Source organism: Halobaculum magnesiiphilum, assembly GCF_019823105.1.
GTDB classification, from domain to species: domain Archaea; phylum Halobacteriota; class Halobacteria; order Halobacteriales; family Haloferacaceae; genus Halobaculum; species Halobaculum magnesiiphilum.
On record NZ_CP081960.1, the window covers coordinates 50,096 to 75,730 of the forward strand.

A 25,635-nucleotide genomic window follows, 5' to 3' on the forward strand; every position below is an offset into this window, starting at 1 on the left:
AGGGAGTGTCACCGAAGTCGCGACCGGTGACGAACACTGGCTCAAACCGGCGACAGTGGAACGGTCGACTCCCGGACGCAACCGGGACACAGACCGGGAGCTATACGGTCCCCCGCCGGCCTGTGTGAGTCATGACCACGGGCCCGGGCGACCCTCCTGACGCCGCCGCGGCCGGCGACGTCGACGTGGAGGAGCTGTTGAAGCGGTTCGGCCTCTCGGACAAGGAGGTCGACACGTATCTGACCCTCCTCGAACACGGCGAGGCCAAAGCCAGCACCGTCGCCGAGGCGGCCGGCGTCTCCAAGCGGTACGTGTACAGCGCGAGCGAGGAGCTGGCGGCGCGCGGGTTCGTCACCGTCAACGACCACGTCACGCCGACGACGATCCGTGCGAACCCGCCGGGCGAGGTCGTCGACAGACTCGCCAACGACGCCCAGTCGATGCGACCCGCGCTGGAGGCGAGGTTCTCTCGCGCCGAGGCGGCGACCGAGCCGTTCGAGGTTGTGAAATCCCGCGTCACGGTCGTCAAGCGGATCCGACGGGCGATCGAGGACGCGACCGAGGAGGTGACGCTGTCGTTCCCGCTGGACCGGCTCGACGAGGTCGCCGACGAGCTTCGCGACGCCGTTGACCGCGGCGTGCTCGTCCTCCTGTTGCTCACCGGAGTCGACGAACCGGTCGCCGGGTTCGAGGAGCGGTACGCCGGCGTCGCCAGCGCCGCACGAACATGGGGGCAGCCGATGCCGTCGATGCTCACCGTCGACGGACGGACGGGCGTCGTCGCCCCCGCGGAGATGGTCGCGCGCACGAACAGCGGGACGCAGGCGATCGTCTTCTCCCAACAGCAGCTCGGCCCGGTCATCGTCGGCTCGTTCATCGGGAACTACTGGCCGGCCGCCTCCGAGGCGCTGCTGGCGGATCCGGCGCCGCTGCCGGCGACGTACGAGAACTTCAGGCACGCGGTATTGCAGGCCGAGCTGCATCGTCGCTCCGCCGACGCGGTCGCCGCGCACGTCTCCGGTCGACGAACCGACACCGGCGAGTCGGTCGAGGTGACCGGCGAGGTCGTCGAGGTCAGACAGGGGCTCGTCGAGCCGGCGAACAACGAGTTCCCCGTCCAGCACACGCTGACGCTGGCCCTCGACGACGAGCAAGTCACGGTCGGCGGAAAGGGGGCATTCGTCGAGGACATCGAGGCCGACGAGGTCGAGTTGACGACACCGACGGCGTAACGCGCGTTCCGTCGCGTCGACGGTCCCTCCGGGACCGAACCCTGCGGACCGAGGATCGCTTCGGTAGCCGATGGCGTCGGCGCGTCCGCGCGCCGGTCGTGTCTCATTCCCGGTACAGCGAGTACGTGATGAAGCCGAACCCGATCATGGTGAGAACGCTCTGAACCAACACCCCGTAGAGGATGACCGGCTCGGACCCGGCGATCGGAAGCAGGTCGCCGATGAGATCGACCCCGCCACCCAGCACGCTCCCGGCGGTGACGATCGCGAATCCCACCGCAAGCGAGCGGAGGGCGGCCGCCCGCGTTCGGCGGTAGGCGGTCCACGAGAGGTACGTGATCGTCGCGCCGAAGACGAACGTCAGGGTCTTGGCCGCCGCGATGGCGATGGTGAGGTGGCTCATCGGTCGGCCCCCTTGCGGACCTCGCCCCACATGCTCGCGAGGCGATCGGCGGCGTCCTCCGCCGGCCGTTCGATCTCGACGTCGAGGGACCGTTCCTCGGTCAGCGCGACGATCACCTCCTCGAAGTCCGTTCGGTAGCGGGTCGCGTGGTGGCCGTCCTGACGGACCTCCACGCTCTCGGCCAACAGCTGTGCCTCCGAGAGTAGGTCGAGCTTTCTGTATGTCGTCGACATGGGAATATCACACTCCTCGGACACCTCTCCTGCCGTCAGCGGTTCGTCCAGGTGTTCGATGATGGTCCGGCAGTCCGGGTCGTCGAGCGCGTCGAGTACCGGCTGGAGGTCGGGTTCGGGGTCGGCCCCCGGCCGGGTATCGCGCACCATAGATGGTGGTTTCGGTGTTCACCTCTTAGGATTCCCGGTTGCGGGACCGGATCCCAGCTGCTGGGAACCAGCGTCTCCCCCTAATCCGGTGTGCCCCCAACGTGTTCGTGTATGACGCAGATCGGCGCTCCCGGATCCGAGATGAGTCGACGCGAGTTCCTGGCTGCCACCGGCGCGACCGGCGCGACGGCGGCGTTCGCGGGCTGTAACGCGCCGACCGCCGCGAGCGGACGGACGGCGGTCGGGACCGACGAGGCGTCACCGCAGACCGACTCGGAGCTTCCGACCACCTCGCCCCCGGAGGTCGTCAACGTCGACGAGCAGGGCGGGACGGTGAGGATGAAGACGCTTCCGGCGCGTCACGAGGTTCACCCCGGCGAGGCGATGGGCGGCCCCGTCGAGTTCCCGCAGGTGTGGGCGTTCCAGGCCGACGACCGAGACCCCTCCGTCCCGGGGCCGATCCTCCGGACCACCGAGGGAGAGGACATGACGGTCGTCCTCGACAACACCGACGGGAAACGTCCCCACACGCTCCACTTCCACGGCACGAGCAAGTCGTGGGAGAACGACGGCGTCCCGACGACAACCGGTATCACGGTCAACCCGGGAGAGACCCACGAGTACGAGATCCCCGCGAACGTGCCCGGCACGCACGTGTATCACTGCCACTACCAGACCCACCGGCACATCGACATGGGGATGTACGGCATCTTCCGGGTCGACCCCGAGGGGTACGAGCCGGCCGACCGCGAGTACTTCATGACGGTGAAGGACTGGGACTCGGATCTCAACCGGATGATGGCCGGCGAGGACGTGAGCTATTCGCCCCGTGATCGCCACCCGGACGTGTTCACGATCAACGGCAAGTCGGCGCCGCGGACCCTCCACCCCGAGGACGGATCGCCGATGATCGTCTCGCAGGGGGACACCGTCCGCGTTCACTACGTCAACGGCGGATACATGAATCACCCGCTGCACATCCACAACCACCGGTTCCAACTCGTCGAGAAGGACGGCGGCACGATCCCCGAGGCCGCACGCCACGAGATGGACATCACCGACATCGCGCCCGCCGAACGCCACACCATCGAGTTCACCGCCGACGCCGACCCGGGGATCTACCTCATGCACTGCCACAAGGTGAACCACGTGATGAACGGCACGAGCTACCCCGGCGGGATGCTCACGGGGATCGTCTACGAGGAGGCGATGGACACCGACATCTTCGCGCAACTGATGGAGTACGCCGGCTACGAGGGCTGACGCCCCGTCGTCGCCCTCGGAGGGGGCGTCCCGCCCTCGCGATCGCTCCTCGATCTGTTCTCGCCTCCGCGCACCGATTTCGCGCCCCCACCCACGCTTCGCGCTCGGGCTCCCGTTTCCGTCCGACAACCCGTCCCGTGCGGTCTGGTAATTAAGTACCCCGCCGGCGGTGTGATCGTATGTCGATTCGTTCGCCCGCCCTCGCGGGTACGCAGGGTCCCCCACGTAACCGAGGTGGCGCATGGTAGACGTCGTCTTCGCCGCCGGACGTCTCCTGGTGGCGCTGGTGCTCGTGGTGTTGAACGGCTTCTTCGTCGCCGCGGAGTTCGCCCTCGTCCGCGTACGGTCCACCTCCGTCGATCAGCTCGTCGACGAGGGCCGTCCCGGTGCGGAGACGCTTCAGGGTGCGATGGGGTCGCTCGACGACTACCTCGCGGTGACACAGCTCGGGATCACCCTCGCCTCGCTCGGGCTCGGATGGGCCGGCGAGCCCGCGGTGGCGTCGCTCCTCGAGCCGGCGCTGGGGCCGGTGCTTCCGCCGGACATCCTCCATCTCGTATCGTTCGCGCTCGGGTTCGGCTTCATCACCTTCCTGCACGTCGTCTTCGGCGAACTCGCGCCGAAGACGATCGCGATCGCCCGCGCCGAGCGGATCGCCCTGCTCGTCGCGCCGCCGCTGAAGCTGTTCTACTACGTGTTCTATCCGGGTCTCGTCGTGTTCAACGGGACGGCGAACGCCTTCACCAGTCTGATCGGGATCCCGCCGGCCTCCGAGACGGACGAGACGCTGGAGGAACGCGAGATCCGGATGGTGTTGTCGCGGGCGGGCGACGAGGGCAACGTCGACGCCCGCGAGGTCGAGATGATAGAGCGGGTGTTCGACCTCGACGACACCGTCGTCAGGGAGGTGATGGTGCCGCGTCCCGACGTGGTCGCCGTTCCCGCCGACGCGACGCTGTCGGCGATCAGGTCGACGGCACTCTCGGCCGAGCACACCCGGTATCCCGTCGTCGACGCCGACGACGCCGACCAGATCGTCGGCTTCGTCGACCTCAAGGATGTCCTTCGCGCAGGGGAATCGGAGACGGCGGCCGACACCACCGCCGCCGATATCGCACGCGACGTGCTCGTCGTTCCGGAGACGATGCCGATCGACGACCTCCTGCTGCAGTTCCGTGACGAACGCCAGCAGATGGCTGCGGTCGTCGACGAGTGGGGGAGCCTCGAGGGGATCGCGACCGTCGAGGACGTCGTCGAGGCGGTCGTCGGCGACATCCGCGACGAGTTCGACACCGACGAGCGGGAGGCGTCGATCCGCCGTCGCGCCGACGGCGGCTATGAGATCGACGGCGGCGTTCCGCTCCGAACGGTTAACGACGCCCTCGGCACGTCGTTCCACACCGACGAGTTCGAGACGCTCGCCGGGCTGGTGCTCGATCGACTGGACAGGGTGCCGGAGATGGGTGACTCGCTCGACGTGGACGGCCACGTCGTCGAGGTCACCGCGATGGACGACAGCCGGATCGAAACGGTCACGATCCGCTCGACGTCGTCGCCAGCGGAGGGAGGGGAGTGACGGTGGAGGCCCCCACGTGAGCGTCGCGGTCGCCGTCCTCACCAGCTGACCGGCGGACGCGCTCCATCCGTCGCGGTCACAGCGGGGGTCGCGACCATCGGATCACGCAGTTGGCCCCACGATGCTGCCCGCGTGTCCCCGTCACGAGTCAGTGGACGAAACCAAGATTCATTGTTCCGGTGTCGCTGGTAGAAACAATGGCTGATCCGCACGACGGCTCGTCGCCAGCGTCCGGCGATGACGGGCACGATCACACGGACAACGGCGTTCCGGAGTCGGGATCGGTCGTTCCGGACCGCTTCTCCTCGGACGAGGTGTTCCAGCGGATCGTCGCCGACGCGGACCACGAGATCACGTCCGGTGCCCGCGAGTTGTTCTTCGCTGCGCTGGCCGGCGGGTTCGCGATCACGATCACGCTGTTGGTGTACGCCTCGATGTATCCGCAGACGGACAGTAGCGTCGTCGCGGCGATGCTGTACCCGATCGGCTTCATCTACATCATCATCGGCGGCTACCAGCTGTACACCGAGAACACCCTCCCCCCGGTCGCGTTGACGCTGGAGCGTCTGGCGTCGGTGCCGTCGCTGTTGCGCCACTGGACGATCGTCGCGCTCGGGAACTTCACCGGCGGTGCGATCGGCGCCATCGTGCTGGCGTACGGCGGCGTGTTCTCCCCTGAAGCGGCGGCAGTGGCCGCGGATCTGGCGGCGACGGGCGTGTACGAGACCACCAATTGGGAACTGTTCTTCAGGGGAGGATTCGCCGGGCTGATCGTCGCGGGCGTCGTCTGGATGAACTTCGCCGCACAGGACACCATCTCCCGGCTGGTCGTCGTCTACCTCGCGTTTCTCACCATCCCGCTGGGGAACCTCAATCACAGCGTCGTCTCGTTCACCGAGGCGGTCTACCTCATGCTCGTCGGCGACCTGGGGTTCCTGTTGGCGATGACCGACTTCGTGATCCCGGTGTTGGTCGGCAACACCGTCGGCGGGGTCGTGCTGGTCACGATCGTCAACTACTACCAGACGACCGAGGAGCGCCTGGAGACGGCGCGCTTCGAGAACGTCCGCAGGCTATCGATCCGCGAGTCGCTGCTCGGGAGCCTCGCCGGGCGCTCGTACGTGCCGCTGTTCGACACGGTCGAGGAGTTCGTCCGCGACCCCGATTCCTTCCGGATCCTCGTTCCGATCACCAATCCCCGAACCGAGTCCCGGCTGGTCGAGATGGCCTGTGCGCTCGCGTCGACCCGGGAGAAGGGCGTCGTCCACGTGGTCCACATGGTGCAGATCCCATCCGGACCAAGCCACGGCAAACGTCGAGCCGATCACGACCGGATCACCGCCGAGTCGAGCAAGCTGCTCGGGGACGTGCGCGACCTCGGCGAACGCTACGAGGCCGACCTGGAGACCTCGACGCTCGTCACGCACCGATCCTTCGAGGACGTCTTCGACCGCGCGAACCGCACCCGTCCCGACCTGGTGATGATGGGCTGGGCGGACGACGGAGTCTGGGCCTCGGCTCGGGCCGAACGCCCGATCGACGAGCTGACCAACCGCCTGCCGTGTGACTTCCTCGTCGTCAAGGACCGCGGACTCGACTGCTCTCGCGTCCTGCTCCCGACCGCCGGCGGTCCGAACTCCGTGTTGAGCGCCGAGGTCGCCCGCGGGCTCCGCGAGGCCCTCGACGCGGAGATATCGCTGCTTCACGTCGCGGACGGTCCCGGGGACCGCGAGCGCGGCGAGACGTTCCTCGCGGAGTGGGCCGCTGAGAACGATCTGGAGGACGCCGACCGCATCGTCGACGAGTCCGGCGACGTGGAGGACTCGATCGAGCGGGCGGCCGAGGACAACACCCTCGTCCTCATCGGCGCCACCGAACAGGGGCTGCTCTCGCGGCTCGTTACCGACTCGCTTCACATGAACATCGCCGACGACGTGGAGGCCTCCCTGCTGTTGGCGGAACGACCCTCGGACCGGCCGTTGTTGAAGCGGCTCGTCGGGGCAGGCCGTCGCGAGAAGTAGTCCGCGAGCGGTCCACCGGCGACGACTCAGGCGTCGCCCACGCGGTCGGGCACCGGGCCGTCGTATCCCTCCGGGACGTACGGACACAGCGGATCGGAGGCGAGCGGGTCGCCGGCGACCGCGTACGCCCGCGACCTGGAGCCGCCGCAGACGTCTCGGAATTCGCAGGCGCCGCACTTCCCGGTGAGCGCGTCGCGGTCACGCAGCCGTTGGAACAGATCGGCGTTCCGGTACAGGTCCACGAGATCGTCCTCGCGAACGTTTCCGGCTGGCTCCGGTAGGAAGCCCGAGGGCGTCACGTCGCCGACGTGGTTGACGAACGCGAAGCCGTCGCCGGCGCGGACGTTCGGCCGGGTCGCCGGCGCCCCGACTCCGGGTGCCATCTCGGCCGGCTCGACGCCGCGCCGTTCGAGGCCGACGCGGGTGTGTTGTGGGGTCTCAGTCGTCTTGATCGCGAACGACGAGTCGTCGTCGACGCCGTGGAGCCAGTCCATGACCGCGTCCGCTCGCTCTGGCGAGACGGGATCGAGCATCGCACCCCGGCCGACCGGAACGAGGAAGAACACGCTCCAGCGCACCGCGTCGAGGTCGCCGACGAGCTCGCGGACGGCGGGGAGTTCGTCGACGGTTCGCTCGCACACGGTCGTGTTGACCTGCAGGCCCAGATCCGACTCGCGGATCCACCGCGCGGCCCGCACTGTCTCCTCGAAGACACCCTGCTCGCCGCGGTAGCCGTCGTGAACCGCGGGATCGCCCGAGTCGATGCTGAGGGCGACCCGTCGGAGGCCGGCGTCGGCGAGCCGGGCGATGCGCTCGCGCGTCAGCGACGCGGTCCCGCTGGGTGTGAGCGCCATCCGGAGGCCGATGTCGTCGCCGTGAGCGATCAGCTCCGCGAGGTCGTCGCGCTTGAGCGGGTCGCCGCCCGAGAGGACGACCACCTGCCCGTCGCCGAACTCCCGCGCGGAGTCGAGCAGGCGCTTGCCCTCCGCTGTCGTCAGTTCGTCGGGATGTCGCCCGGGTGTCGCCTCCGCCCGGCAGTGGTCACAGGCCAGATCGCACGCGCGTGAGGCCTCCCAGACGAGGACGATCGGGCGCTGGCTCGTGTCGAACATGGATGCGAGTGGGTCTCCGCGGGTAGGCCTCCTCGATCACTCGACGACCACGACGCCCTTCATCCCCATCGCCTTGTGCGGGGTACAGGCGTACTTGATCGTCCCGGAGGAGTCGAACGTGTTACTGAACGTGTGTCCCTCCTCGGAGACCAACTCGGACTCGAAGGAGCCATCCTCGGCTGCGACGTTGTGGCTCGACCCCTGTCCGGTCCACTCCCAGACCACGGTCGTTCCCGTGGACACCCTGACCGCGGCGGGACCGAATCCGTAGTAGCCGCCGTTGGCCTCCGTACCGACCTCGACGGTCACCTCGTCGGCTCCCGTCTCGTCGACGACGCCGTCGTAGTTGTCGACGCCGTCGAACCAGCCGTCGAACGACTCGGCCGAACCGGAATCGCCGCCGGTGTCTGCGCCGTCGCCGCCGGAGGATCCACCGTCGCCGCTCGGTTCCGGCGTCGCGGTCGGCTCCTCGGTGTTGGCACCGTCGCCCTCACCGGTTCCACCTTCACTTCCGCTTCCGGCCGTACAGCCGGCCAACCCGGTGAGTCCGCCAGCGGCCACGAGTCCGGTCGCGCGCAGTACCGTTCGCCGGTCGGGAGATCGGTCGGACATCACCTCGTCGTTGACGGGGGACTGATAAGCGGTTCTCCCTGGTTCCCACTCGCTGGGAGTCGTCGTGAACGCCGTATAGTACGGCCGTCGTTCTCCCGACGATGGCAGACACCGACCGGCGAACGCGGGTCGACGCGGCGCGGGCGGACGACGCGCCCGAGTGGGAGGTGTTTCACCGCGAGTCGCCCGCAGACCCGCTCCGGCACGTCGGCAGCGTCACCGCGGCTTCCTCCGACGTGGCGCACGAACAGGCGAGCACGTTGTTCCCGGACGCGTCGACGCTGTGGCTGACACGTAGCGACCGCGTCGCTCGGTTCAGCGACCGCGACCTCGGGGCCGAATACGATGCGACCGACATGACAGCCGACGACGGGGGTGTGGAGTCGTGATCTCCGTCAGCAAGCTCCTGTACGATCTCGACGCCGAGGGGGACGGGCTCCGGTACGGCGACGGCGACTCCACGGCCGAACAGATCCGCGAGCGAAAACAGGAGCGCCCCGTCGTCGTCTGGAACGGGACGAAACGGTGCAACCTCTCGTGTGCTCACTGCTACGCGGGCGCCGACGTCGGCGCCGCCCCCGGAGAGTTCTCGACCGCCGAGGCGAAGGGGATGCTCGACGAACTCGCCGACTACGGCGTCCCGGTCGTCCTCTTCTCGGGCGGGGAGCCCCTCGTTCGAGAGGACCTCCCCGAACTCGTTGCCCACGCGAGCGACGCCGGGATCCGGCCGGTGTTGTCGACCAACGGAACGTTGCTCACTCGCGAGCGCGCCCGCGAACTCCGCGACGCCGGCCTCGCGTACGCCGGCATCTCGGTGGACGGCCGCCGCGAGGTGAACGACGAGTTCCGCGGGCAAGAGGGCGCCTTCGACTCCGCGATCCGCGGCATCGAGGCATGTCTCGACGTGGGGCTGAAGACCGGGCTGCGCTACACCGTCACCGAGGACACCGTCCCCGACATGGAGGACGTGGTCGACCTGCTCACCGACGTGGGCGTCGACCGCTTCTGTTTCTACCACCTCGCGTACGGTGGTCGCGGGGTCCCGGACGCCGACATCACGCCCGAGGCGCGCCGCGACGCCGTCGAGCGCCTCGTCGACCTGACGCGCGAGTATCACGAGGACGGCGAGGAGATCGAGACGCTGCTCGTGGGCAACTACTGCGACGCGGCATACATCGTCGAGTACGCCCGTCGCGAGTTCGGTCCCGAGCGCGCCGAGCGCGTCCGCCGATACCTCCGAACCAACGGCGGCGATCCGGCGGGCGAGCGCGTCGCCGACATCGACTACCAGGGTAACGTCCACGCGACACAGTTCTGGCAGTCGTACTCGCTGGGGAACGTCCGAGACCGCCCGTTCGGCGACATCTGGGAGGACGAATCGAACCCCCTTCTCCGTCGGCTTCGCGACCGTCCGGACAGCCTCGGCGAGGAATGTCGAACCTGCGCGTACAGCGACATCTGCCGGGGCGCCTCACGCCTGCGCGCGCTGACGGTCGAGGGAGAGTTCGGCGCCCGCGACCCGCAGTGTTACCTCACTCCCGCCGAGCGCGCGGGCGACGGCACGCTCGGAGCCGGGTCGCCCGCGTTCTCCAGCGACTGACACACGACGGGACCGCGCCGTCCCTTCGCGTCGAACGTGTTCGGGGCGGCGTTGAGGGTCTCCGAACGCCCAGGTTCTCCCATGAGTGTCGCCGATACCGACGCCGCAGAGCGCGAGGACGAGCGGACGGTTACCACCGTCCAGGTGAAGGGAACCGGACGGCTGTACGATGCCCTCCCGGAACACCGGTTCGAGTACTCCTTCGAGGGGACGACGCTCCGGGAGTTCCTCGAGGCGTTCCTCGATGAGCACGACGTAGCGGAGTTCCTTATCGGCGAGACGCCCGAGGAGGAGGTCGCCCACGGCTGGGCCCCCGCGCCCGACGAGCTCCCCGACGACTTCACGGCGAACCCCGAGGGCGACCGAACGCGGGCGTACGCCCGGATCGCGATCAACGGACGGTTCAACGAACACCTCGGCGGATTCGACACCGAGTTGGAGGACGGGGACCGGGTCGCACTGATGTACCCGTTCATGTACTGCTGCTGATCCCCCGAACTGTCGACGGAGGCTACAGGCGCGCCTCCCCGGGCTAGGAACCGACGCCCGACGGGGTTTTTCACGGGCACGTGAAGGTGTTCGCGGCCGCCCTCAGTCGCCCGGAACGAGAGTATCGGTTGTTGAAGGTCACGTCCGAACGAACGTGTATGTGTACGCGTTCGCACGGAGGGGGATCGACGTGGAACTGAACCGTCGGGATTTCGTGAAGGCGGCAGCTGCGGGCACCGTCTCTACGCTCGTCTCCAGCGGATGGGCCGCCACACAGTCCGTCGACCCCGTCACGTCGGTCGACAACCCCCTCAAGTCGTACCCGAACCGCGACTGGGAGGAGGTGTACCACGACATCTACGCGTACGACCGCGTGGACTGGACGGTGTGTCACCCCAACTGCACGCAGTCGTGCGCGCTCAACTTCTACATGAAGAACGGCGTGCCGATCCGCGCCGAGCAGATCTACCACGAGGAGGAGGGTAGCCCCGGCCCCGGTTCCCCGGGTGGATACGAGGAGGCCGGCGTCAGCCGCCACTGGAACCCCCGTGGGTGTATGAAGGGGCTGACGCTGCACCGGCGCACGTTCGAGCCGAGCCGGATCAAGTACCCGCTCGTCCGGAAGGGGTGGGACCCCGACGACCCGAACCCCGAGGGTCGCGGCTCGGACGAGTTCGAGCGCGTCTCCTGGGACGAGGCGCTCGACCTGATCGCCGAGAAGATGGCGAGCCTGGAGGACGAGAAACGCTTCCATGTGTTCAACGCCATCAAGGCCGACGGCCTGTTCACGCGCCACGGGTCGGCCCGCCGGCTCGCGTCGATATTCGGCGGCTGCGAGTGGACCGAGTACGACTGGTACGCGGACCTCCCGCCGGGACACGTGATGACGACGGGGTACCAGACCAGCGACTCCGACGCGTCGGCCTGGCGGGCGGCCGACTACACGATCATGCAGGGGAAGAACCTCATCCACAACAAGCTCGCGGATAACCACTGGCTCCAGGAGACCCGCGAGCGCGGCGGGAAGATGGTTGGGATCTACCCCGACTACTCGCCGACGGTCCAGAAGTGTGACCGCTGGCTCCCGGTTCGTCCCGGCAGCGACCCGGCCGTTCCGCTCGCGTTCGCACACGTCGTCATCGACGAGGAACTGTACGACGAGGAGTTCATGCGGGGGTACACGTCGCTCCCGTTGCTGGTGCGTGAGGACTCCGACAAGTACCTCCGCGCCCACGAGGTCTTCGAGGACGTCGATCCGCCCGAGGGCGGCGTCGAGAAGGAGCCGAGCCACCATATCGAGGGCGACTGGGGTCGGTTCGTCGTTCTCGGGGAGGACGGGGACCTTCACGCCGTTGACCGGGAGTCGGTCGGCGAGGAGACGCCCGAGACGGCCCGATTGGAGGTCGAATCCGAGGTTTCGTTGGCTGATGGCTCCACCGTCGAGGTCCGTTCGGACTTCGCCCGCCAGAAGGCGAACGTGATGGAGAACTACGCGCCGGAGACCGTCGAGGAGATCACGACGGTCCCCGCCGAGAAGCTCCGACAGACCGCCCGAGAGTTCGCCGCGGCCGAGCGGGCCCAGTGGTTCACCGGCGAGGGGATCAACCACTGGTTCTACGGCGCCAGCGAGGTGCAGCGGGGAATCTTCCTCGTGCAGGCGATGCTCGGGAACATCGGCGAGCGCGGCGCCGGCTACTACAACTACTCGGGCCAGTACAAGATCGAACTCCTCGACGGGTACCCGACGTACGTCAACCCCGACGGCAACAGCGCCCACGGGATCTACCCGGGCCACATGTTCGCCTTCTTCGGCGGGGAGACGCTCGACCCGAGCTCGATCCGCGGCGACTACGACGGCGACCTCGTCGCGCAGGACGACCTCGAGGAGCCGCTGATGCCGGAGGGGGCGTCCTCGTTCAATCTCCACCGTCCCGAGGTCCTGTGGACGATGAACTGCAACCTCCTGAACCAGACCAAACACCAGGAGCACGTGATGCAGAACTTCGTCACCCACCCCGACACGGCGAACGAGCTGTTCGTCGTCTCGGACATGCACATGACCTACTCCGCGCGCTACGCGGACATCGTGCTCCCGGTTCCCTCCTGGCTGGAGTGTGAGTACCCCGACATCACCGTCGGCCCGGAGAACCCCTTCGTCCACATGGACAGCGGGGTGATGGAGCCCATTTACGACACCAAACAGGACGGGGAGATCGTCGCCCGCGTCGCCGAGAAGCTCGACGAGAAGATCCCGCCCGAGGAGCGCAACGTCGACTCCTTCCGCGACTACTTCGCGGAGTTCCTCGATGACGACGGCGACGTGACGAACTACATTCAGGAGGCGTTCGACGCCGGGACGACCACGCAGGGGATCGACGTGGCGGACCTCCGCGACGGCCCCGAGCGCCTGAAGCTGAAGACGTATCCGCGGGTTCCCTTCTACTCGCAAGTTCACGACGACCGGCCGTTCTACACGAAGACCGGCCGCATGGAGTTCCACAAGGAGGAGGACAGGCTGATCGAGCTCGGCCGCGACGACATCCACCACTACGAGAGCGTGGAGGGGACACCGTACGACCCCGGCAAGCGCTGGGACGAGGCCAAAGACGGCACCAACGACCTGTTCGACGACGGCAACAGGTTCCACTACAACACGCCCCACCCGAAGTACCGAACCCACTCGTCGTGGGGGATGACCGACTGGAACCTCATCTGGTCCTCGCGTGACTTCGGGTCGACCAACGCCGACCCCGAGGGGACCGAGCGCCTCGTCGAGGACTTCTCGTTCCCGACCGGCGACGGCGAGACGAACGACGCCCCGCCGCTGGGCGAGCCGTTCGTGGAGATGCACCCCAGCGACGCAGCGGACGTTGGCGTCGAGACAGGCGACTACGTCCGTATCTCCGGCGAGCGCGGGTCGATGGTCGTGCGCGTCATGGTGAGCGAGCGCCAGCGACCCACGGACGCCGGCGACGTAGGGCAGCTCACCATCTGGCACGGCTGGTGGGACCAGCAGTTCCCCGAGGACGAGGAGGCGCCCGACAAGGACGCCCACGGCTACAACGTGGCGACGAACATCTGGCTGGACCCGCTGCTGGAATCGGACGGCATGGTCCACAAGCCGACCTTCGGCGATCCCAACGTCTCCGACCTCGTCGACGAGGACATCGCCTGGCAGGGCGCCGGGTTCGCACAGGGGTACGAGGAGGCCGTCTGGGCGCCGACGGGCGTCGAGCGCGACACGCTCGTCGAGGTCGAGAAGTACGAGGAGGCCGACTGGCGCCCGGCCGACGCCCGGAAGGACGACCTGGTGAGCGACTACATCGACGGCAGCCTGCAGACGGACGCCGGAAGCGACGCCGGCGGCAGCGGAGGTGACTCCTGATGCCCGAGGTACACAACCCGCAGCTCGGCCGCGAGCACAGCTACCCCTACGAGCACCGCGAAGAGGAGCGCGACTGGCACTGGGGGATGGTGATCAACACGAACCGGTGTATCAACTGCAACACCTGCTCGTTCGCCTGCAAGTCCACCTGGACCAGCGGGGAGGGCGAGGAGTACATGTGGTGGATGAACGTCGAGACCGAGCCGTACGGCGGCTACCCGATGGGCTGGGACATGCGCCTGCTCGACGACCTGGGTCCCGACGAGACGATCTTCGAGGCGGCCGAGGACGGCGAGCAGGTCCGCGGCTACGTCGCCGCCAAGGAGGAGTGGGAGTACCCCGCCCTCGGGGACGACCAGTCTCACGGTGAGTACCCCGCCGGCGACGTGGTGGAGTCCGACCCCGAGAACGAGCAGTACCACGACATGTGGCAGTTCTACCTCCCGCGACTCTGCAATCACTGCAAGAACCCCGCCTGCCTGGCGGCGTGTCCGCGACAGGCGATCTACAAGCGCGAGGAAGACGGCATCGTTTTGCTCGATCAGGAGCGGTGCCGGGGGTACCGCCGCTGCGTGAAGTCGTGCCCGTACCACAAGCCGATGTACAACCCCGAGACGGGCATCTCCGAGAAGCCCGTCGGCTGTTTCCCCCGCATCGAGGACGGCAACGTCCCGCGGTGTGTCTCCTCATGTATCGGGAAGACGCGGCTGCACGGGAACATCAACCGCGGACCGGACGCGGGTCACCCGAACGACGTCTCCTCGGCGGCCGACGGCCGTTCGCCGATCAACTACCTCGTCAAGTCCGACGAGAAGGTGGCGCTGCCGCTGTACCCGCAGTTCGGGACCCGGCCGCAGGTGTTCTACATGCCGCCGTACCACGTGCCGCCGGAGTTCCTCACGCAGATGTTCACGCCGAACGTCGACGAGAAGCGCAACGACTGGCCCGGCTCCACCTACGAGGAGTCGGTGAAGATCGTCCAGCAGCGCGCCCGCGACCCGAGCCACCACGTGCTCGGCATCCTCCAGCTGTTCGGCGCGACCACCCGGCTCATCGAGACGTACCGGGTGAAGGAAAACCGCGTGAAGGGCTGGGACCGCAAGGGGAAGAAGGTCGTCGACATGCCCATCGAGGAGCCCATGGAGGTCCGCGAGGGCGAACAGTGGACCAACCAGCCGTGAGGTGATCACGATGACCGAGCCATCACCCACTACGCCGACGGAACCGAACGAGTTCGAGGAGCTGAAACGATACCACGGCTCCCGGGCGGCGCTGTACGCCGTCCTCGCGGGGGTGTTCTGCTACCCCGAGGAGGAGACGGTGGCGGAGTTGACCGACCCGGAGGCCAACGAGAGCATGTGCGAGGCGGCCGACCGGCTCGGCTGCGGCGACGCTGGCGACGACCTCGCGGCCGCTCTGACGGCCGCGGATCTGGACGCCGAGACGTTCGCGGACGGCTACGACGCCCTGTTCGGGCTCCCGGGCGACGACGGCGAGTACCCGGTCGTTCCATACGAGGCCGACTACACCGTCCGCGACGACCTGAGCGCCAAACAGCGGCGGATCGCGACCGTCTCCGGGTTACTGGACGCGTTCGATCTGGAGCGCGCCGACGACTATCACGAACGTCGCGACCACGTCGCCATCGAGCTGGAACTCATGCAGGTGCTCGCCGCCCGCCGGGCCGTCGCGGAGGCGGACCCCGACGGCGACGACGCGCGGACGCTCGAGCTCGCGGAGGCGACGGTGCTGTCCGAACACCTCGCGGACTTCCTCCCCGGCCTCGCACACGACCTCGGCGCGGCCGTCGAGGGCGAGGCGGTGCCGGAGCCGGCCGCGGAGGTGTACGTCGCCGCCGCGGACCTGGCGACCGAATTGATCGAGCGCGACCGCGCGAGCCATCCGGACCCGCCGGAGACGGAGGCCGCCAACGGGGGTGGGACAGCGTGAGCGACGCGGCCGGTCGCCCGTGGACGCGCCTCCCGGATCGCTCGGCCGTGACCGCCCGCGTCGATACCTCAGCGGCACTGGGTGCGACAGCCATCACGGCCGTCGTGTTGGCGCTGCTGCTGTCGGCGCAGGCGGCGATGGGCGCGGCCGTGACGAGCGGCAGCCAGCCGGTCGCGGCCGTCGACACCGCCCCGACCGAGCCAGGGGCGCTCGCGTGGGAGAACGCCACCGAGCGGACGGTCCAACTCAACCCCCAACAGATGGCGCTCCCGTACGGCGGCGGCAGCGTCGGCCAGCTCGCCGTCGAGACGGCGGCGAACGACACGCACGTCGCCTTCAGGCTGACCTGGGAGGATCCGACTGCCGACACGAACATCTCCGAGCCGGGCGCCTACAGCGACGCCGCGGCGATCATGGTCCGTCGGGGCGAGCAGCCGCCGATCATGATGGGCGGCGGCGACACGCCCGTCAACATCTGGTACTGGCGCGCGAGCTGGCAACACGGCGATCAGGACGTCGGCGGCGACATGTACACGTACCCGCACCCGGACGCCGAGACGAAGCCCGGACTCGCGGCCGACAACCCGCTCTCGAAGCAGCGTTACGCCGACTACGGTCAGAACTACTACGCGAAGGGATACGGCTCGCTGAGCTACGCCGAGAACCAGCCCGTACAGGCCTCGGGCCGCCGGACCGACGACGGCTGGCAGGTCGTGTTCGTCCGCGAGCGAACGGCCAACGGCACCTACGACGCCGGGCTCACGGGCGGCGAGCCTGTCCACATCGCGTTCGCGGTCTGGAACGGCAGCGCCGACGAGGTGAACGGCAAGAAGTCGATAACCCTGCGGTTCAGCCAGCTACAGGGCGACGAGCTGTCGGTACCATCGGACTCCTCGGGCGACTCCGGCGGCTCGGGCGGTGACGGCGCCGCCGGCGACGGCGAGGGGACGGTGTCCGGCGACGACGGCCTCTGGGTCACCCGGAGCTTCGGCAACGGGCTCGCCGGCGTCGTCGGCGTCGTCGTTGTCACGTACCTCGTCGCGTACCGGTCGATCAGACGGCGGTCCTGACACCACACACCACTCATGAACTCGGACGACTACGCGAACTGGAGCGCCCGGGGACGGGCGCCGGCTGAGGACGAACAGACGCTTCAAACTTCCTTGCGAGCGCCGGAGGCCGCGACACGCCGCGACGCCGCGCTCGGGTTGGTCGACGCGGCCGAGGAGGGCCTGGCCGGGGAGACGCTCTCTCGGCTCGCCGAGCGCGTCGAGCGGGACGGCAACCCGGACGTGCGGCAGTTCGCCGTCGAGGCGCTCGGCGTCGCCGGCGCGGACGCGCCCGCGATCGCGCCCGCGGTCGACGACTCGAACGAGTGGGTTCGCGCGGAGGCCGTCGTCGCGCTGGCGCGGGCGGCGCCGGAGAGTGCAGGCGAGCGCCTACGGGAGGCCCTCACGGACGACTCGGGGTACGTCCGCCGAAACGCCGTCATCGCACTGGCGAAGACGGGAACCGCGGACGCGGCGACGCTGCGCGAGCGGCTCAAGGAGGATCCCCACGCCGGCGTGCGCGAGTACGCCGCGAAGTATCTCGCGACCTTCCCCGGGAAGGAGACAGAGACCGTGACCGTCCTCGCGGCTGTGCTCGCACGCGATTCCGAAGCCTTCGTTCGCGCTGGCGCAGCGACCGCGTTGGGCGAACTGGGGACTGACCGCGCGGAGGAGGCGCTTGAGTCGCAGGGCGTCACCGACCGCTCGGAGGACGTGGTCCGGGCCGCGAAGCTCGCGCTGGCGACTGCCCGCGGGGAGGACCCCGATGACATCGAGGTTCCGTCCTCGGCACCCGGCGGCGGCCCCGATCGCCCGGAGGAGACGCCCGGCGGACGACCCGGGGGCGTCGGCGCGCCCGGCGGTCCGCCGACCGACTTCTCTCGGGGGGCACCCGGCGGCCTCGGCGGCGGACCGAACGGCCCGCCGAGCGGTCCGGGCGGGCGAACCGACCGCGACGGACGGAGGTGACACGACATGAGCGACTACGAACTCGACGCGACCGGCGAAGAATCTGGCGAGGAGCCAGCGACCGACGCGGGCGGTTCGGCGGCCGGGGCGGGCGAACGGCTGGGAATCGAGGTCCCCGAGGACCACGTCGCGGCGTTCGTCGCCGAGGCGTTCGAGGACCCCGAGAGCGACGCGACTTGGGAGTCGGTCGTCGACGAGTTCGTACCCGGCGACGCCCGTGACAACTGGCGTGACCTATCGATGCGCGACCGCGTCGCCGAGGTACTCTCGGCGGCAGACGACTACGATGCCCGCGCGGTCGACCTGCTCGACGAGGTTCCGTTGGACCGCGAGGAGCCGACCGACGCGATCGAGGCGACGTTCGAGGAGGCGATGCGCCTGCGGCGCAACGCCGACACGTTCCGCTCGGCCATCGCCGACGCCCACGCCGCCGGCCGGATCGACGACGACGGGCTCGTCGCGGCCGTCGAGGGCTACGGCTTCGAGACGGACGTCATCGCCGAGCGCGAGGACCTCGTCGAGGCGGTCGCCGAGCGCTACGGCTTCGGCTTCCGTCCCTACGGCGGCACGCTGATGGACACCGACGACCCCGAGAACCGGGAGACCGGGGAGGTGTGGTGATGGTCGACGACCCGGCGCACAACTGCGACGCTCACGGCGGCGGCCGCGTCGGCGACTCCGCCGACCAGGACGCCGAGCTGGTCGAACGTGCGGCCGGCGCTCTCGCCGACGCATCGCTCCCCGACGGGCTCGCCGACGACCCGTTCACGGCGGGCGTCGTCACGGACGTTCGCGCGGCCGACGGGACGGTCACGCTCGCCGTCTCCCTGGATTCGGCCCCGACCGTCGGGGAGATCGATCCCGAAACCGCCGATCTCGCGGTCGAGCGACTCCGGGGGGCCGTCTTCGAGGTCGCGGGCGTCGAGGAAGTCCGCGTCGAGGAGGTGGGTACCGAGGACATGGACGCGCGCGACGAAGCACCCGGCGACGCGGGTGAGCACGACGACGTCGGCCACGGCGGCCACGGCGACGTGCACGAGCACCCCGCCCCGGCAGCCGACCGGGCGCTCGACGGGGTCGACCACGTCGTCGCCGTCGCCAGCGCGAAGGGCGGCGTCGGCAAGACGACCGTCTCGGTCGCGCTCGCCCGTGCGCTGGCGGCCGACGGACTCGACGTGGGGCTGTTCGACGCAGACGTGTACGGCCCGAACGTGCCGGAGCTTCTCGATGTCGAGGGGCCGGTTCGCGCGACCGACGACGGCGCCGCCGCCCCCGTCGAGCGCGCCGGGATCGAGACGATGAGCGTCGGCCTCCTCGCGGACGGCGGTCCGGTCGCCTGGCGCGGGTCGATGGCCCACGAGGCGCTCTCGGAGCTGCTGTTCGACACCGCGTGGGGCCACACCGTCGACACTGCGGACGAGGCCGCTGCGCGAGACGTGGAAGTCGACGACGATGAGGTCGGCCGCCTCGACGTGCTCGTGCTCGACGTCCCCCCTGGAACGGGCGACATCCCGCTCACCATCACCCAGTCGGTCCCCGTCGACGGAACCGTGCTGGTGTCGACGCCGGCGGCGACGGCGCTGTCAGATACTGCTCGGTTCCGCGAGTTACTCGACGAGAACGGCGTCCCGACGCTGGGCGTCGTCAGCAACATGGACGGCTTCACCTGTCCGACCTGCGGCGACAGCCACGACCTGTTCGACGGAGATGTCGATGCCGGCGACACGCTGGAGTGTCCCGTGCTCGCGAGCCTCCCGTTCGACGCGGACCTGCGCGACCGACTCGCCGTCGATCCCGCCGCGGACGGCGATGACGCCGTCCCGGACGCGGCCCGTGAGGTCGCGGCGGCCGTTCGGGAGCGGATCGGATTAGACGGCGACGACCCGGTGCCCTCGGCGGCCGTCGACGTGCGCGGGATGCCAGAGCGTCCGCGCCGCGAGCACGTCCGCGCGGAGGCCGCCGACACCGACCCCGGCGGGCGGCTGTCGGTTCTCGACTCGACGCCGCCGGACCCGCTGCTCGATGTGGTCGCCGCCGGGTTCGGCTGTCCACCGGACGCGCTCGATCCCCGCGTCCGCCGCCACGATGATGGCCGCTGGTCGCTGACGGTCGAGCGGCCGGTGGACGGGGCACCCACGGACGCCGAGCGTGCGGCTGCCGACGCGGAATCGGGAGGGCCGGAGGTGACCGGCCGGTGAGCACACGGAACCACGCGCGGGCCGTCGGGGACGACGCAAGCGACGACACGGCGGCGTCGGGCGTCGCCGTGACCGTCAGCGCCGGCGACGACTATGCGGCCGTGGAGCTTGACCGCCTACGCACGATGGATCGAGAGCGCATCGAACGGGAGTACATGTGCGCCAGCGGCGAGCGCTGGGGCGGGGTGTGGCGAGGCGTTCCGATCGCAGCGGTGCTGGAGGTCGCGGACGTTGACCTCGACGGCGACGCCACCCACCTCCGAGTCGCCGCCGCGGGCGACTACGCCGTCTGCGTCCCGGTGGCGACCGCGCTCTCGGCCCACCTCGCGATCGAGCGGGACGGCGACCCGTTGCCGCCCGAACGCGGCCCCCGGTTCCTCGCGCGGGTCGACGCCGGAAAGACGGTGAAGGCTGTTCGCGAACTCGAACTCCTCCGGCTGGACCCGTCGGACGACCCCGAGGAGTACGAGAACCTCGGATACTGATCGGCGACGAGCCTGGCGGCTCTGTCGTCGCTTCCGCCGCCAGCGCCGCCGGGAACATGTTCGTGTCGGTCCCCGCCCCGGCGGAACGCCGGACGGACTGAAATCCCTCACGAGAGTATCCCCGACCGCATGAGAGTAACGAGACGGACGCTGGCGAAGGCGCTCGTCGTGGCCTTCGTCGTGAACCTCGTCGTGATGGGCGCCGGCGCCGCGCTGGCGTACGAGGAGGCGCCGCCCATCCCCGACCGGATCGTCGGGCCCGACGGCGAGACGCTCGCGACGGGCGACGACGTACAGGCCGGCAAGGCCGCATTCCAGCGGGACGGGCTGATGAACCACGGTTCGATCCTCGGCAACGGGGCGTACTTCGGCCCCGACTACACCGCCGACGCGCTCGACCTGAAGACCGAGGCGATGCGCGAGTACTACGCCGAGGAGCGCTACGGCGACGCGTACGACGACCTCCCCGCGGAGGAGCGCGCGGCCGTCGACTCGCTCGTGAAGTCGGACCTCGACGACGGGTCGCCCGGGGACGGGGTCATCGAGTACTCCGCCGCCGAGGCGTACGCCCACGAACAGGTGCGCCAGGAGTACGTCGAGCGCTACCACGAGGGCTCGAACGCCCGGGGCGTCCCCGTCGACATGATCGACTCCGAGGAGGACGCGCGGCGCTTCGCCGACTTCGCGATGTGGACCGCGTGGTTCTCTCACACCGACCGCCCGGGCGCCGACCACAGCTTCACGAACGACTGGCCGCCCGCACCCGCCGCCGGTAACACTCCCGGCGCCTCGGCGATGACGTGGAGCGTCATCGCGATGGTGCTGCTCGTCGCCGGCGCGGGGGTCGGGATCTGGCTGTACTCGTCGATCGACCTGCCCGAGCCGTCGACCGAGGGCGTCGACGTGCCCCACCCCGACGACATCGACCTGCTGCCGAGCCAGTCGGCCGCGCTGTGGTTCGTCCCCGTCGCGGCGCTGTTGTTCCTCGCACAGACGTTGCTCGGCGGGTTGCTCGCCCACTACTACATCGAACGGCACGCGTTCTTCGGGATCGAGGAGGTCCCGGGCCTCGGCATCGACGTCCTCCAGTTGCTCCCGTTCGCGATGGCGAAGACGTGGCACATCGATCTGGGGATCCTCTGGATCGCGACGCTGTGGCTGGGGGCGGGGCTGTTCCTCCCGCCGCTCTTGACGGGCTACGAGCCCGACAACCAGGCCCGGTACGTGAAGGGTCTGCTCGTCGCGCTCGTCGTCGTCGCCGTCGGCGGGCTCTCGGGCATCTGGCTCGGCGCCCACGGCTACTTCGACGGCGACCTCTGGTGGATCCTCGGCAACGAGGGCTTGGAGTACCTGGAGGTCGGCAAGCTCTGGCAGGCCGGCCTGCTCGTCGGGTTCATCGCGTGGGCCGCCCTCGCGGCACGGGGTCTCAAGCCCCTGCTCGACCGGGAGGAGCCGTACGGGCTCGCGCACATGATCCTCTACGCCGGCGGCTCCATCGCGCTGCTGTTCACCGCGGGGTTCATGTTCACCCCGGAGACGAACATCGCGGTGACGGAGTTCTGGCGCTGGTGGGTCGTCCACATGTGGGTCGAGGGCGCCTTCGAGTTCTTCATCGTCGCCGTCGTCGCGATGACGCTGGTGTCGATGAACCTCCTGCGGCGGCGTTCGGCCGAGAAGGCCGTCCTGCTGGAGGCGCTGCTGGTGATGGGAACGGGCGTCATCGGCGTCAGCCACCACTACTGGTGGATCGGCATGCCCGACCTCTGGGTGCCCATCGGGAGCGTGTTCTCCACGCTCGAGCTGATCCCGCTGGTGTTCATCCTCTTCGAGGCGATCAACGAGTACCGGGCGCTCGTCGGCAGCGGCGAGTCGTTCCCGTACACGCTGCCGTTCATGTTCATCATCGCCTCCGGCGTGTGGAACTTCGTCGGGGCGGGCGTGCTCGGGTTCTTCATTAACCTCCCGCTGATCAACTACTACGAGCACGGCACCTACCTCACGGTCGGCCACGCCCACGCCGCCATGTTCGGCGCGTTCGGCTTCCTCGCCATCGGGATGGCGACGTACGTGCTCCGGTTCACCGTCTCGAACTGGTCGGGACGGCGCCTCCGGTGGGCGTTCTGGCTGTGGAACGTCGGCCTCGCGCTGATGGTGTTCGTCAGCGTCCTCCCGGTCGGGTTCATCCAGCTGGAGGTGTCGTTCACGCAGGGGTACGACGCCGCGCGCTCGCTGGCGTTCTACAACCGGCCGCTCATCCAGTCGCTGTTCTGGGCGCGGCTCCCCGGGGACACGCTCATCATCCTCGGCACGGCGCTGTTCGCCTACGACGTGGCCGCGAAGCTGACCGCCCGCCGCGTCGTCGACGACCCGGACGCCGTGATCACGACCGACGGGATCCGGGCGTTCCTGGACGACGACTGACGAGGGGTCATTCCGTCCAGAACGCCCGCTGTCGCCGTTGTATTTCATGGAGAACGGACGCGAGCACGTCACGCCAGTCCGTGGGGTGAACGGTATCCTCGCCCGGCGTCGGCGCGTCGGGACCGGGGTGCACGTGATCCCGTGCGTTGTGATCCGACGGGTGGCGGTCCCATCGGTGATCGAACGTGGAGGCGTCGTGGTCCTCGTGGTAGTGGAGTGAGAAGTCCCCGTTCTGGAACCACGCGACCTCGAGGCGGGCGGACCGAACCGATTCCGGATAGAACCCGAGGTCGTACAAACACGTCACACGGTCCGGTGCGAACTCGGGGCGGGAGTCCACTGATTCGAACCGGTCCTCGCCGTCGAGTCGTTCGGCGATCGTGTCCAGCCTGTCGAAATCGGCCGGTGCACCCACCCCCGCTGTGGGGTCGGTCGGATCGTCCGGGTCCGCTCCGCCGGTCATACGGCGCGGCGTCGGCCGGCCGATCCCTCTCCCTCAGCCTTCAGTGCCCGTTCGAGCAGGTCGATCCGTCGCCTCGACGTTCGCCACGCGCTCACGTCCGCCCACACGTCCTCGACCGACCGGCCGTCGTCGGACGCGCGGTCGGTGATCGCCACCTCGTCGGGCGAGTCGGCGTCGAACTCCGCCGCGTACGTCTCCGCACGCTCGCGTTCGGTCCCCAAGAGGTCGACCAATTCCTCGTCGGTGTATCGTTCCCGAAGCGTCTGCACCCGGCGCCATCGCAGGTACGACGGGTTCCGGCGGTACGTCGCCGGCGAATCAGTGACACGGGTGACGATCCCCATTCGCTCGAACCACTCCAGGTACTCCCGCGCCGCGTCGGTGCCGTGTCCGGCCGCGTCGGCGACCTCGCCGACCGTCATCGGGTCGTCGGCGTCGAGGACGGCGTCAAGGAAGTCGTCGCGCGTTCGTTCGCCGCGGACGACCTCGTCGACGGGCGTCAACTCGTCGAACGCCGGCGGTGTCGCTCGCTCGTCCGCGTCCGCGTCCGCGGTCAGTTCCGCTCGCGGCTCGTCCATACGGACGGAACGAGGTCTGACGGAATAAAACTTTTCTAGACGGACTAACCCGTCTACGACGGTGTCGACACCAGCACGTCCGGCAGTGCCCTCGTTGTCGTCGGCCGAGCCGGACTCGCCCGACCGAATGCCGTCCCTTTTATCCCGGCCGGTCCGTTGCGGCCGGTGTCTCTCGAGGAGGCCGTCGCATGGACCCGACCGAACACGGATCACGACCGGACGACCGCGCATCGCAACCGGGCGACGGGAACGGCGACCCCGCCCGAGGAGCGTCCTCACCGGGGGGCGTCGTGGACGCGATCGAGACGTTCGACCCCGCGTATTTCGGGCTCGTCATGTCCACGGGGATCGTCTCGATCGCGTTCCGCGAACTCGGCGTCGGCGCGGTCGCGTCGCCGCTGGCGATCTTCAACGTCGCTTGCTATGCACTGCTCGTGTGCGTCCTCGGGGTCCGTGTCGGCCTCTTTCCGAAACGGGTGCTCGCGGACCTCCGCGACAGGGACCGGCACTGGGGTTCGCTGACGTTCGTCGTGGGGACGAACACGGTCGGCGTCCAACTGCTGACGTTCTTCGATGCGGTGGGTGCGGCGGCGGTATTGTGGGTGTCGATGACCGCCGTGACACCGGCGCTGTTGTACTACCTGTTCGTCACCGAGTTCGTCGGCGCCGGCAAGCCCGCGGTCAGCGAGCGCATCGACGGGGCGTTCCTGCTCGTTATCGTCTGTATGCAGTCGCTCGCGATCCTGGGTGGGTCGCTCTCGGGCGCCGTCGACGGGTACACGACCGAGATCGTCCTGGTGAGCATGAGCTACTTCGGCGCCGGGTACGTTCTCTATTTCGTCGTCGTGACAGTCGTCACCTACCGACTCCTTGAGGGTGCGGTGCGCCCCGAGGACTGGACCGGCCCCTACTGGATCACGATGGGCGCTGCGGCGATCACGACGCTCGCGGGGGCGACGCTGGGCCCGCGGCTGGAATCCGTCGTCGCCTGGGAACCGTACGCGCCGGTGATCCTCGGGATCACCTTCCTCGCGTGGGCGATCGCCTCGTGGTGGATCCCGCTATTGCTCGCGCTCGACGTGTGGGCGTTCCTGACCGAGGGGATCGAGGACCGTCCGCCAGCGTGGGTGCTGTTCGTTCCGTGGGCCAGGCTGGGGTTCGGGCGTCGATTACACACGTACGCGCCGACGGCGTGGGGCCGGGTGTTCCCGATGGGGATGTACACGGCAGCCACGCTGAACCTGGCCGGTATCGGGACGTTCAGCTTGCTTTCGGTCGTCCCCGCCTACTGGGGCTGGTTCGCCCTGGTCGTGTGGGCGCTCACACTCGTCGGCGCGGCGCGGGCGCTCGTACGGGTACTCCTCGGGAGTCGGTTCGTGCCGGCGGGGCCGTCCGAATCGGGATAGCGAGACGAGGCAGGGCGGGTCGCGGCTTGCTCGGTCAGTT

At 69.0% G+C, this 25,635-nt stretch carries 23 protein-coding genes; 17 read left to right on the forward strand and 6 right to left on the reverse strand.

Annotated features, from left to right (window positions below; all coding sequences use genetic code 11):
- Positions 1–131 precede the first annotated feature (131 nt).
- Positions 132–1,232: a TrmB family transcriptional regulator gene (locus K6T50_RS16810; RefSeq protein ID WP_222609397.1), complete on the forward strand. Its 1,101-nt coding sequence runs from the start codon at positions 132–134 to the stop codon at positions 1,230–1,232.
- A 103-nt stretch (positions 1,233–1,335) separates the two neighbouring features.
- Here K6T50_RS16810 and K6T50_RS16815 read toward each other — a convergent pair whose 3' ends face one another.
- Positions 1,336–1,635, reverse strand: coding sequence for a DUF7521 family protein (locus tag K6T50_RS16815; protein WP_225935259.1), 300 nt, complete (start codon positions 1,633–1,635; stop codon positions 1,336–1,338).
- A complete protein-coding gene (locus K6T50_RS16820; RefSeq protein ID WP_222609398.1) occupies positions 1,632–2,018 on the reverse strand; it encodes a winged helix-turn-helix domain-containing protein in 387 nt (128 codons plus the stop codon). Before K6T50_RS16820 ends, K6T50_RS16815 begins: the two co-directional genes overlap by 4 nt.
- A 111-nt stretch (positions 2,019–2,129) precedes the next feature.
- Here K6T50_RS16820 and K6T50_RS16825 point away from each other — a divergent pair, with 111 nt between their 5' ends.
- The 3 genes from K6T50_RS16825 (at position 2,130) to K6T50_RS16835 (ending at position 6,878) form a co-directional block, all read left to right on the forward strand.
- Complete coding sequence (locus tag K6T50_RS16825) at positions 2,130–3,281, forward strand: multicopper oxidase domain-containing protein (RefSeq protein ID WP_222609399.1); 1,152 nt, start codon at positions 2,130–2,132, stop codon at positions 3,279–3,281.
- 241 nt (positions 3,282–3,522) lie between these two features.
- The gene (locus K6T50_RS16830; protein WP_222609400.1) at positions 3,523–4,857 is read left to right on the forward strand and encodes a hemolysin family protein; all 1,335 of its coding nucleotides are present in this window, start codon (positions 3,523–3,525) and stop codon (positions 4,855–4,857) included.
- A gap of 197 nt (positions 4,858–5,054) precedes the next feature.
- Positions 5,055–6,878 (forward strand): formate/nitrite transporter family protein, encoded by a 1,824-nt coding sequence (locus K6T50_RS16835; RefSeq protein WP_222609401.1) that lies wholly within the window; start codon positions 5,055–5,057, stop codon positions 6,876–6,878.
- Between the two features lie 26 nt (positions 6,879–6,904).
- Here the strand turns inward: K6T50_RS16835 and K6T50_RS16840 are convergent, their stop codons facing one another.
- Together K6T50_RS16840 and K6T50_RS16845 are read right to left on the reverse strand one after the other, a co-directional pair.
- The gene (locus K6T50_RS16840; protein WP_222609402.1) at positions 6,905–7,990 is read right to left on the reverse strand and encodes a TIGR04053 family radical SAM/SPASM domain-containing protein; all 1,086 of its coding nucleotides are present in this window, start codon (positions 7,988–7,990) and stop codon (positions 6,905–6,907) included.
- Between the two features lie 36 nt (positions 7,991–8,026).
- Positions 8,027–8,602 carry a halocyanin domain-containing protein gene (locus K6T50_RS16845; RefSeq protein ID WP_222609403.1) on the reverse strand — a complete coding sequence of 192 codons (576 nt, stop codon included), beginning with the start codon at positions 8,600–8,602 and terminating at the stop codon, positions 8,027–8,029.
- A gap of 101 nt (positions 8,603–8,703) precedes the next feature.
- Here K6T50_RS16845 and K6T50_RS16850 point away from each other — a divergent pair, with 101 nt between their 5' ends.
- The 12 genes from K6T50_RS16850 to K6T50_RS16905 all read left to right on the forward strand — a co-directional run bounded on the left by K6T50_RS16850 (position 8,704) and on the right by K6T50_RS16905 (position 23,148).
- Complete coding sequence (locus K6T50_RS16850; RefSeq protein WP_222609404.1) at positions 8,704–8,991, forward strand: Htur_1727 family rSAM-partnered candidate RiPP; 288 nt, start codon at positions 8,704–8,706, stop codon at positions 8,989–8,991.
- Positions 8,988–10,202, forward strand: a complete 1,215-nt coding sequence (locus K6T50_RS16855) for a TIGR04347 family pseudo-SAM/SPASM protein (protein ID WP_222609405.1) — start codon at positions 8,988–8,990, stop codon at positions 10,200–10,202. Before K6T50_RS16850 ends, K6T50_RS16855 begins: the two co-directional genes overlap by 4 nt.
- 81 nt (positions 10,203–10,283) lie before the next feature.
- Positions 10,284–10,691, forward strand: a complete 408-nt coding sequence (locus tag K6T50_RS16860; RefSeq protein ID WP_222609406.1) for a ubiquitin family protein — start codon at positions 10,284–10,286, stop codon at positions 10,689–10,691.
- A 190-nt stretch (positions 10,692–10,881) separates the two neighbouring features.
- Entirely contained in the window at positions 10,882–14,076 is a 3,195-nt protein-coding gene (locus tag K6T50_RS16865) for a molybdopterin-containing oxidoreductase family protein (protein ID WP_222609407.1), read from the forward strand.
- Positions 14,076–15,257, forward strand: coding sequence for a 4Fe-4S dicluster domain-containing protein (locus tag K6T50_RS16870; protein ID WP_222609408.1), 1,182 nt, complete (start codon positions 14,076–14,078; stop codon positions 15,255–15,257). Before K6T50_RS16865 ends, K6T50_RS16870 begins: the two co-directional genes overlap by 1 nt.
- A 10-nt stretch (positions 15,258–15,267) precedes the next feature.
- The gene (locus K6T50_RS16875; protein WP_222609409.1) at positions 15,268–16,026 is read left to right on the forward strand and encodes a TorD/DmsD family molecular chaperone; all 759 of its coding nucleotides are present in this window, start codon (positions 15,268–15,270) and stop codon (positions 16,024–16,026) included.
- Positions 16,023–17,096, forward strand: coding sequence for an ethylbenzene dehydrogenase-related protein (locus tag K6T50_RS16880; protein ID WP_222609410.1), 1,074 nt, complete (start codon positions 16,023–16,025; stop codon positions 17,094–17,096). The genes K6T50_RS16875 and K6T50_RS16880 overlap by 4 nt, the downstream gene beginning before the upstream one ends.
- A 15-nt stretch (positions 17,097–17,111) precedes the next feature.
- On the forward strand, positions 17,112–18,044 hold the full coding sequence (locus K6T50_RS16885) for a HEAT repeat domain-containing protein (protein WP_222609411.1): 933 nt from the start codon (positions 17,112–17,114) through the stop codon (positions 18,042–18,044).
- Positions 18,045–18,050: 6 nt separating this feature from the next.
- Positions 18,051–18,665 (forward strand): hypothetical protein, encoded by a 615-nt coding sequence (locus K6T50_RS16890; protein WP_222609412.1) that lies wholly within the window; start codon positions 18,051–18,053, stop codon positions 18,663–18,665.
- Positions 18,665–20,242, forward strand: coding sequence for a P-loop NTPase (locus K6T50_RS16895; protein WP_225935478.1), 1,578 nt, complete (start codon positions 18,665–18,667; stop codon positions 20,240–20,242). The genes K6T50_RS16890 and K6T50_RS16895 overlap by 1 nt, the downstream gene beginning before the upstream one ends.
- A complete protein-coding gene (locus tag K6T50_RS16900) occupies positions 20,239–20,727 on the forward strand; it encodes a molybdopterin-dependent oxidoreductase (protein WP_225935479.1) in 489 nt (162 codons plus the stop codon). Before K6T50_RS16895 ends, K6T50_RS16900 begins: the two co-directional genes overlap by 4 nt.
- A 129-nt stretch (positions 20,728–20,856) precedes the next feature.
- On the forward strand, positions 20,857–23,148 hold the full coding sequence (locus K6T50_RS16905; RefSeq protein ID WP_222609413.1) for a nitric-oxide reductase large subunit: 2,292 nt from the start codon (positions 20,857–20,859) through the stop codon (positions 23,146–23,148).
- Between the two features lie 7 nt (positions 23,149–23,155).
- On the opposite strand, the gene K6T50_RS16910 is transcribed toward K6T50_RS16905, so the two are convergent.
- Together K6T50_RS16910 and K6T50_RS16915 are read right to left on the reverse strand one after the other, a co-directional pair.
- On the reverse strand, positions 23,156–23,611 hold the full coding sequence (locus K6T50_RS16910) for a toxin-antitoxin system TumE family protein (RefSeq protein ID WP_222609414.1): 456 nt from the start codon (positions 23,609–23,611) through the stop codon (positions 23,156–23,158).
- A complete protein-coding gene (locus tag K6T50_RS16915) occupies positions 23,608–24,189 on the reverse strand; it encodes a DUF7342 family protein (RefSeq protein WP_222609415.1) in 582 nt (193 codons plus the stop codon). Before K6T50_RS16915 ends, K6T50_RS16910 begins: the two co-directional genes overlap by 4 nt.
- A gap of 188 nt (positions 24,190–24,377) precedes the next feature.
- Here K6T50_RS16915 and K6T50_RS16920 point away from each other — a divergent pair, with 188 nt between their 5' ends.
- Complete coding sequence (locus tag K6T50_RS16920; RefSeq protein ID WP_222609416.1) at positions 24,378–25,595, forward strand: tellurite resistance/C4-dicarboxylate transporter family protein; 1,218 nt, start codon at positions 24,378–24,380, stop codon at positions 25,593–25,595.
- The last annotated feature ends 40 nt before the right edge of the window (positions 25,596–25,635 follow it).